The organism is Kitasatospora sp. NPDC051702 (assembly GCF_040681575.1).
GTDB lineage: Bacteria > Actinomycetota > Actinomycetes > Streptomycetales > Streptomycetaceae > Kitasatospora.
The window spans coordinates 107,376-114,746 of sequence record NZ_JBFAZB010000027.1 but is presented as its reverse complement, the minus strand read 5'-3'; the positions used below and the strand labels follow the sequence as shown (position 1 = coordinate 114,746).

The 7,371-nt window shown below is 71.9% G+C and carries 7 protein-coding genes; 2 read left to right on the top strand and 5 right to left on the bottom strand.

What is annotated here, in order from left to right; genetic code table 11:
• Window positions 1–469: 469 nt before the first annotated feature.
• The 3 genes from AB0N04_RS22700 to AB0N04_RS22690 all read right to left on the bottom strand — a co-directional run bounded on the left by AB0N04_RS22700 (window position 470) and on the right by AB0N04_RS22690 (window position 2,455).
• Window positions 470–871: a GNAT family N-acetyltransferase gene (locus AB0N04_RS22700; protein WP_360217303.1), complete on the bottom strand. Its 402-nt coding sequence runs from the start codon at window positions 869–871 to the stop codon at window positions 470–472.
• Window positions 855–2,126, bottom strand: coding sequence for an adenylosuccinate lyase (gene purB / locus AB0N04_RS22695; protein WP_360217306.1), 1,272 nt, complete (start codon window positions 2,124–2,126; stop codon window positions 855–857). The genes AB0N04_RS22700 and purB overlap by 17 nt, the downstream gene beginning before the upstream one ends.
• Window positions 2,127–2,194: 68 nt before the next feature.
• Window positions 2,195–2,455: a hypothetical protein gene (locus AB0N04_RS22690; RefSeq protein ID WP_360217309.1), complete on the bottom strand. Its 261-nt coding sequence runs from the start codon at window positions 2,453–2,455 to the stop codon at window positions 2,195–2,197.
• A 275-nt stretch (window positions 2,456–2,730) separates the two neighbouring features.
• Between AB0N04_RS22690 and AB0N04_RS22685 the strand changes: the two genes are divergently transcribed.
• Window positions 2,731–3,906, top strand: a complete 1,176-nt coding sequence (locus AB0N04_RS22685; RefSeq protein WP_360217312.1) for a nucleotide disphospho-sugar-binding domain-containing protein — start codon at window positions 2,731–2,733, stop codon at window positions 3,904–3,906.
• A gap of 211 nt (window positions 3,907–4,117) precedes the next feature.
• Here AB0N04_RS22685 and AB0N04_RS22680 read toward each other — a convergent pair whose 3' ends face one another.
• Both AB0N04_RS22680 and rfbA read right to left on the bottom strand, forming a co-directional pair.
• Window positions 4,118–5,194, bottom strand: a complete 1,077-nt coding sequence (locus tag AB0N04_RS22680) for a nucleotide disphospho-sugar-binding domain-containing protein (RefSeq protein ID WP_360217315.1) — start codon at window positions 5,192–5,194, stop codon at window positions 4,118–4,120.
• Between the two features lie 56 nt (window positions 5,195–5,250).
• Window positions 5,251–6,120 carry a glucose-1-phosphate thymidylyltransferase RfbA gene (gene rfbA / locus AB0N04_RS22675; protein WP_360217317.1) on the bottom strand — a complete coding sequence of 290 codons (870 nt, stop codon included), beginning with the start codon at window positions 6,118–6,120 and terminating at the stop codon, window positions 5,251–5,253.
• 196 nt (window positions 6,121–6,316) lie between these two features.
• Between rfbA and AB0N04_RS22670 the strand changes: the two genes are divergently transcribed.
• Entirely contained in the window at window positions 6,317–7,345 is a 1,029-nt protein-coding gene (locus tag AB0N04_RS22670; RefSeq protein WP_360217320.1) for a Gfo/Idh/MocA family oxidoreductase, read from the top strand.
• The last annotated feature ends 26 nt before the right edge of the window (window positions 7,346–7,371 follow it).

The following is a 7,371-nucleotide window of genomic DNA, read 5'->3' as shown; positions in this document are numbered from 1 at the left end:
GCTGCAGGAGACGGCGTTCGGCGTGCGGGTGCTGATCGCGGACGTGCGGGGCAAGGGGCTGCAGGCGGTCGGGGCGGTGTCGGTACCGGGAGGGTTCCCGGTGGCGCCGTCCCGTCGTCCCGCCCTGGCGCCGTCCCGTCACGGCGCCCGTCCCCTCGTCCCGTGCCGGTGCCCCCCGGCCCGGCCGCCGGGTGGGGGCCACCGCCGCGCCGTGGGACCGCGGGGGCGGTGCGGCGCCCGTCGAGAAGCGACCCGTCGTCCGTCGCCCGGCCGCCGGCCGGACCGTCCCCGCCGCGGTAGCGGCCGCGGGCGAGCCGTCCGCTCCGGCACGAGCACGGCCGCGGGCGAGCCGTCCGCTCCGGCACGGTCGCCCCCGGCGCCCACCCCCGCGGCCCACCCCGCCCCCGGGAACCACGAGTGCCCCGCGCCGGTGGCCGGCGCGGGGCACTGCGGGCGGACCCTCACGGACTCAGGGGTTCAGCACCCAGGCGGAGTGGTGGGCGGTGAAGCCGATGTGCGGGTAGTACTCCGTCGCGGCGGGGGCCGACAGCAGGACGATCTTGGCCTGCGGCGCCTCCTTGCGGGTCGCCTCGATCAGCTCCCGCCCGATGCCGGACCGCTGGTGGCTGCGGACGACGGCGATGTCGGACAGGTAGGTCACGTAGGCGAAGTCCGAGACGCTGCGCGCGATGCCCACGAGCTCGCCGTCGACGCGGCAGGTGACGACCAGGTTCGCGTTGCGCACCATGGCCGCCATCCGCTCGGTCTCGTCGACCGGTCGGCGCTCGCCGAGGCCGGACTCCCGGTAGACCCGCAGAACCTCCTCGAGGTCGAGGTCGGGACCGCTCTCCCGCTCAATGCTCCAGCTCACGAAGGCTCTCCAGTCGCTTGTAGATGACGTCATGGTGGACCAGGAAGCGCTCCGGTCCCAGGTGGTCCGTGGCGACCCCCTCGGCCCTGAGCCGGCCGAGGAAGTCCTCCCCGTTCGCGGCGTCCTGGATCATCCGGTAGGTCCGCTCCCGCTCGCTCCCGCCCTCCAGCAGGTCGGCGAGCACCGCCGAGCTGTACACCAGCCCGTTGGTCCGGTCGATCGCGTCGCGCATCCGGCCGGGGAAGACCTGCAGGCCCCGCACCAGGTCGGTCGCCGAGGTCACCTGGTAGTGCGCGACGGTCATGGCGTCCGGCAGGACGACCCGTTCCACGGAGGAGTGGGACAGGTCCCGCTCGTGCCAGAGCGCCACGTTCTCCAGCATCGTCCCGGCGTACCCGCGCAGCAGCCGGGCCAGCCCGGTGAGGCGCTCGCCGGTCGTCGGGTTGCGCTTGTGCGGCATGGCGCTGGACCCCTGGTACGCGACGGTCCGGGGCTCCTCCACCTCGCGGACCTCGCTGCGGGACAGCAGCCGCACCTCGACGGCGATCTGCTCGACGCAGGCGCCGAGCGTGGCGATCGCCGCGACGAGCTGGGCGTGCCGGTCGCGGGCCACGACCTGGCTCGGCGCCGGCTCCACGCCGAGGCCGAGGGCCGCGCACACGTGCTCCTCGACGAAGGGGTCGATCAGCGCGTACGTCCCGACGGAGCCGGAGATCGTGCCGACCGCGACCTGCTCGCGCGCCTGCCTCAGCCGCCCGACCGAGCGGTCGACCGCGAAGGCGAAGCCGGCCAGCTTGTGGCCGAAGGTCGTGGGCTCGGCGTGCATGCCGTGGGTGCGCCCGATGCACGGGGTGTCCCAGTGCTCGACCGCCCTCTCCACCAGCACCCCGCGCAGGCGGGCCGTGGCGCCGATCAGGACGTCGCAGGCCCGGGCCAGGGTGGACCCTAGCGCGGTGTCCACCAGGTCGTAGCTGGTCATGCCGTGGTGGACCCAGCGGGCCGAGTCGTCCGGCAGGTCCTCGCAGAACGCGGCGAGGAAGGAGAGGATCTCGTGGTCCCGCTCGCGTTCGAGCTCCGCGACGCGCGCCGCCGACGGCACCCGCGCCCGCCGGATGTCCGCCAGCGCGCCCTCGGGCACCCGCCCGAGCAGTGCCTGCGCCTCGGAGGCCAGGACCTCCACCTCGGCCCAGGTGGTGTACCGGGCCTGGTCCGACCAGAGCTCCGCCATCTCGGGCAGTGAATAACGGGGTATCAAGACCGACGTACCTCCTCGGGGATGGCCACCGGGCCCCGCGGACGCGAAGGCACGGCGCAGCGGCTTGCTCAGGCGGCCTTGCGGACGATCTCCACGGCCTTGCCGTCCAGGAGGGTCTGCACGGCGTCCTCGCCGGCGATGTCCATCTCCATGTCGTGCAGGCGGCCCAGGACGAACTGGATGACCTTCTCGGTCTGCGTCTCCTCGGTGCCCTCCCAGACGAGGTCCGGGAAAACGGTCAGGTAGACCTTGTCGTTGCCCTGCGAGTAGATGTTCACTTCCATGATGTCGCGCAGCGCCATGCGAGCGTTGTAGATCAGGCTGTTCATGGGTGCCACCGTCTTTCGGTATCGGATTTCCTGCGGCTTCGTCGCCACACGCGGTGACCCCATGGTGGTGGGCCGCCGACGGTGCTGACTTCTTCGATGTTGCCATCGTCGACCCCGTGAAAACGAGGCCCGCGTTCATCCCGTTCAACTGCGCGAAATCCGCAATCGAACACCGCCGCCAATTGCCGGTGATTGACAGAAAAAGCCGCCACTGGGGAACATCGATGCAGCCCATAAATGCGTCAGGCCGTCTCACAAAAAGCATCCGGAGTGCCATGAAAATCCTGTTCATCACCACAGGCAGCCAGGCCACCTACTACGCCGCCGCCCCGCTGGCGACGGCCGCGCGCAACGCGGGCCACCAGGTCATCCTGGCCGCCCACGAGCCGTGGGTGGAGACCGCGGAGGCCATCGGCCTGCCCACGTTCTGCTTCACCGTCGACCCGATCCGGCACTTCATGCGGATCACCAACCCGGGCCGGGGCCTGCGCTTCCCCCGCGAGCTCGGCGACCAGGAGATGATCGGTCAGGGCCGCGGCTTCGCCCGGATGGGTCTGGCCGGCGTGGAGTCCCTCCTGGAGCTGGCGAAGGACTGGACCCCCGACGTGGTGGTCGGCAGCTCGCAGAGCTACGCGGCGATGCTGCTCGCCGCCCACCTCAAGGTCCCGTACGTCCGTCAGGTCGAGTACCTGGGCATCCCGCTCACCGGCATCGACCCCGGCGCCGAGGAGGAGCTCCGCCCCGAGCTGGAGCGCCTGGGCGTGGACGGGCTGCTCAAGCCCGACCTGCTGCTCGACTCGACCCCGCCGTCGCTGCGCCCGTCCCACGACCCCGCCGCCCAGTCCGTGCGCTGGATCCCGAGCAACCCGCAGCGCCGGCTCGAGCGGTGGATGTACACCAAGCCCGAGGGCCGTCGTCGCGTGCTCGTCACCTCGGGCTTCCGCAGCCTGATGTTCCGCGACCCGGGCTGGTCCATGCCGCTGCTGGTCAGCGAGCTGGACAAGCTGGGCGCGGAGGTCCTGATCGCGGCCTCCCCCGGTGCCGCCGAGCGCTTCGGCTCGCAGCTGGGCGACGCCCGCGTCGGCTGGATCCCGGTCGACGTCGCCGCCGCCACCTGTGACCTGGCGGTCCACCACGGTGGCGCCACCACCGCCACGACCCTGATGGCGAACGGCGTGCCGCAGCTGATCATCCCGGAGAACCCGCCGGAGTTCCCGCCGAACTACCACCGGGAGGCCATCGCCAAGGCCATCAGCGACTTCGGCGCCGCCAAGACGCTGTGGCCGCAGGAGCAGGAGCCCGACAAGGAGCCGGGCGCCGTGATCGCCGCGGCCTGCAAGGAGCTGCTGGAGACGCCCAGCTACACCGAGCGGACCCAGTTCCTCGCCAAGGAGATCGCGTCCCTGCCGACCCCCGGCGAGATCGTGCCCAAGCTGGAGGCGCTCGTCTGACCCACCCGGCGGGTTCGCCCCCGGTGACCCGGATCGCCCCGAGACCACGGAGCCCCCTCCGTCGGCTTCGGGGCGATCCGCGTTTTCCCGGCCCGCGCGCCGACGGCGGCCCGTCAGCCCGTCAGCCCGTCAGCCCGTCAGCCCGTCCGGGCAAACGGAATGCCGGCCGGTGAGACTACCGGCCGGCATGGCGACGATCTGGTGCACGGGATCAGGGGGCGACGAGGGCCTCCAGCTCCCGCAGCACCTCGGACGGGGTCGGCAGCGACGCACTCTCCTTCGCGAGCAGCCGGGTCCGCTCGGCGAAGCGCGGGTCCGAGAGGATCTCCCGGCAGCCGGCGGCGATCACCTCGTCGGGGGTCCGGCCCGGTTCCGGCCGGTGCTTGTCGACGATCAGGGCGGCGCCGAAGTCGCGGACGGCCTCCGCGACGGCCTTGCCGTAGCCGTTGTCGGGGATGATCAGCTGCGGCACGCCCGCGTTGATCAGCGTCATGGCGGTGGTCGCGCCGCCGTGGTGGACCGCCAGGTCGCAGGTGGGGGCGACCACGTCCAGCGGGATCCAGCCGATCCGGACGTCGCCGAGCTCCGCGCCGAACTGCTCGGCGGCCTCGGGCAGTGCCGCGATCAGCACCTCGGCCCCGGCCGCGGTGAGCCCGTCGACCAGCCCCCGCAGCGAGCTCCCGGCGGCGTCGAGCACGAGGTTGCGGGTCCCGGCGGTGATCAGCACCCGCTTCCGGCCCTCGGGCCGGGTGTACATCCAGGGCTCGACCCGGCGCTGGCTGACCCGGGGCACCCAGCGCATCGACCGGGCTTCGGGGGCGCCGGCCGGGCGGACGGAGGGCGGGCAGAGGTCGATGAAGAGGTCGGGGGCCGGGAGCTCGGACAGGCCGAGGCGCTCCAGCTCCGGCTGCAGCTCCTCCACCGCCTTGCGGTCGCGGCGCGCCATCGGGGCGATGTGCCAGATGTGCCGGACGTAGGGGACCTTCAGCTTGGCGGCGAGCGCCCGCGGGACGTGGGAGAGGCCGCCGACCACGAGGTCGGGGGTCCAGGCCCCGGTCAGTTCCAGCAGGGCGTCGATGCGGGCGGTGGCGGTCATGGCCTCCTGGCCGTACCGCATGCGCTCGGGGGTGATGCAGACGGCGGGCAGGCCGACCGAGGCCGCGGCGGCCATCAGCGGCTCGTCGGCGGCCACCAGGATCTCGTGGCCGGCGTTCCGGGCGGCCGCGGCGAGCGGGGCGACGCCGAAGACGGCCGCCTGGCTGCCCCCGACGGTGAACAGGATTTTCACGGCGATCGAACCTCTTTCGGTGGGAGGGGAATTCGGTGTTCCGGGACCCCGCTCGGTCAGCCGGCCTGCGCCATTTCCATGATGTATTGGCCGTAGGACGATTTCGCGAGGCGGCTGCCGAGCCGGAAACAGGTCTCCTGGTCGATGTAGCCCATGCGCCAGGCGATCTCCTCGAGGCAGGCGATGCGCACGCCCTGACGGTGTTCCAGGACCTGCACGTAGTCCCCGGCCTCCATCAGCGCGTCGTGGGTCCCGGTGTCGAGCCAGACGAATCCGCGGCCCAGCGGGATGAGCGTGGCCTCGCCGCGCTCCAGGTAGACCCGGTTGAGGTCGGTGATCTCCAGCTCCCCGCGCTCGGACGGCCGGAGTTGCCGCGCGATGTCGACGACCTGGTTGTCGTAGAGGTAGAGCCCGGTGATCGCCATGTTGGTCTGCGGCTTCTCGGGCTTCTCCTCGATCGCGACGAGCCGGCCGCGCTCGTCGACGGTGCCGACGCCGTAGCGCTCCGGGTCGCGCACGGGGTAGCCGAAGAGGACGCAGCCCTCCAGGTCCTGCGCGGCCCGCTGGAGCATGGGCCCGAACTCGTAGCCGTGGAAGATGTTGTCGCCCAGCACGAGGGCCACCGAGTCGTCGCCGATGTGCTCCTCGGACACCAGGAAGGCGTCGGCGAGCCCCCGGGGCTTGTCCTGCTCGGCGTAGGTGAGGGTGATGCCGAGCCAGGAGCCGTCGCCCAGCAGCCGGCGGAACATCTCCTGGTCCTCGGGGGTGGTGATGATCTCGATCTCGGTGATCCCCGCCAGCATGAGGGCCGACAGCGGGTAGTAAATCATCGGCTTGTCGTAAACCGGGAGCATTTGCTTGGAGACACCGAGCGTGATCGGATGGAGCCTCGTACCATTGCCGCCGGCCAGGATGATGCCCTTCACCGTGCCGCCTCCTCAGTGGATTCGTGCCAATTAGGCGAATGACCGCACTTTATATCGGGGGAAGTGGCGACCGAAAGAGACCTTGCGACCCGGGGCCGCGTTTATCCGCGGGTGTTGACGGACAAAGCGGCGGCTACCTACGCTGACCTCATCCCGATTCAGGCACGTGAATTCCTCTTGTCGCTTAGGTGGACCTGTGAAAATCGAAGATCTGTCACCCGTTCACGAATCCGAGCGGGGCCCCGGCATCGGCATCATCGGGTGCGCCGACATCGCCGTCCGGAGGGCCCTGCCGGCGATCCGGCAGTCACCGTTCCACCTGGTGGCGGTGGCCAGCCGCTCCCAGGAGAAGGCCAAGAGCGTCGCGGCCCCGTTCGACTGCGAGGCCGTGGCCGGCTACGACCGGCTCCTCGAGACGCCCGGCGTCGACGCCGTCTACATCCCGCTGCCGAACAGCCAGCACGCGGAGTGGGCGCACCGGGCGCTGAGCGCGGGGAAGCACGTCCTGATCGAGAAGCCCGCGGTGCCCAGCGAGGAGACCGCCCGGTCCCTCGTGGCGCTCGCCGAGGAGCGCGGACTGCTCATCATGGAGAACTTCGCGTTCCTGCGGCACCCCCAGCACGAGCTGGCGCGCTCCCTGCTGGCCGAGGGGGCCATCGGCCGGCTCCGGGCCTTCAACGGCGCGTTCGGCATCCCCCCGACCGACCCGAACGGGATCAAGTACCAGGCCGACCTCGGTGGCGGGGCGCTCTGGGAGGTCGGCTGTTACCCCGTCCGCGCGGCCCAGGAGTACCTCGGGGACTCCGCGCGGGTCCTGGGCGCCGGGCTGGAGTTCGACGGCGGCCTGGGCGTGGACGTCTCCGGGGTGGCGCTGCTGCGCGGCGACGACGGCGTCACCGCGAACTGCTCCTTCGGCCTGTCGCACAGCTACCGGTCGACCTACGACCTCTGGGGCAGCGAGGGCCGGCTCGTGCTGGAGTGGGCCTTCACCCCCTCCCGGGACGCCCGCCCCGTCCTGCGGCTCCAGCAGCGGGACCGCGAGACCCTGATCACCGCCCCCGCCTCGGACCAGTTCCTCGGCGTCTTCACCGCCTTCCACGACGCCGTCCGCGACCCGGCGGCGCGGCCGGCCCACCACCACGAGCTGGTGCGGCAGGCCGCCCTGATGGCCCGGATCCGCGAGCACGCCCTGGGCCAGGAGGGCCCGGTCGGCGGGACCGGGTGAGGCGGTCACGGGAAGGGGAAAGGGAA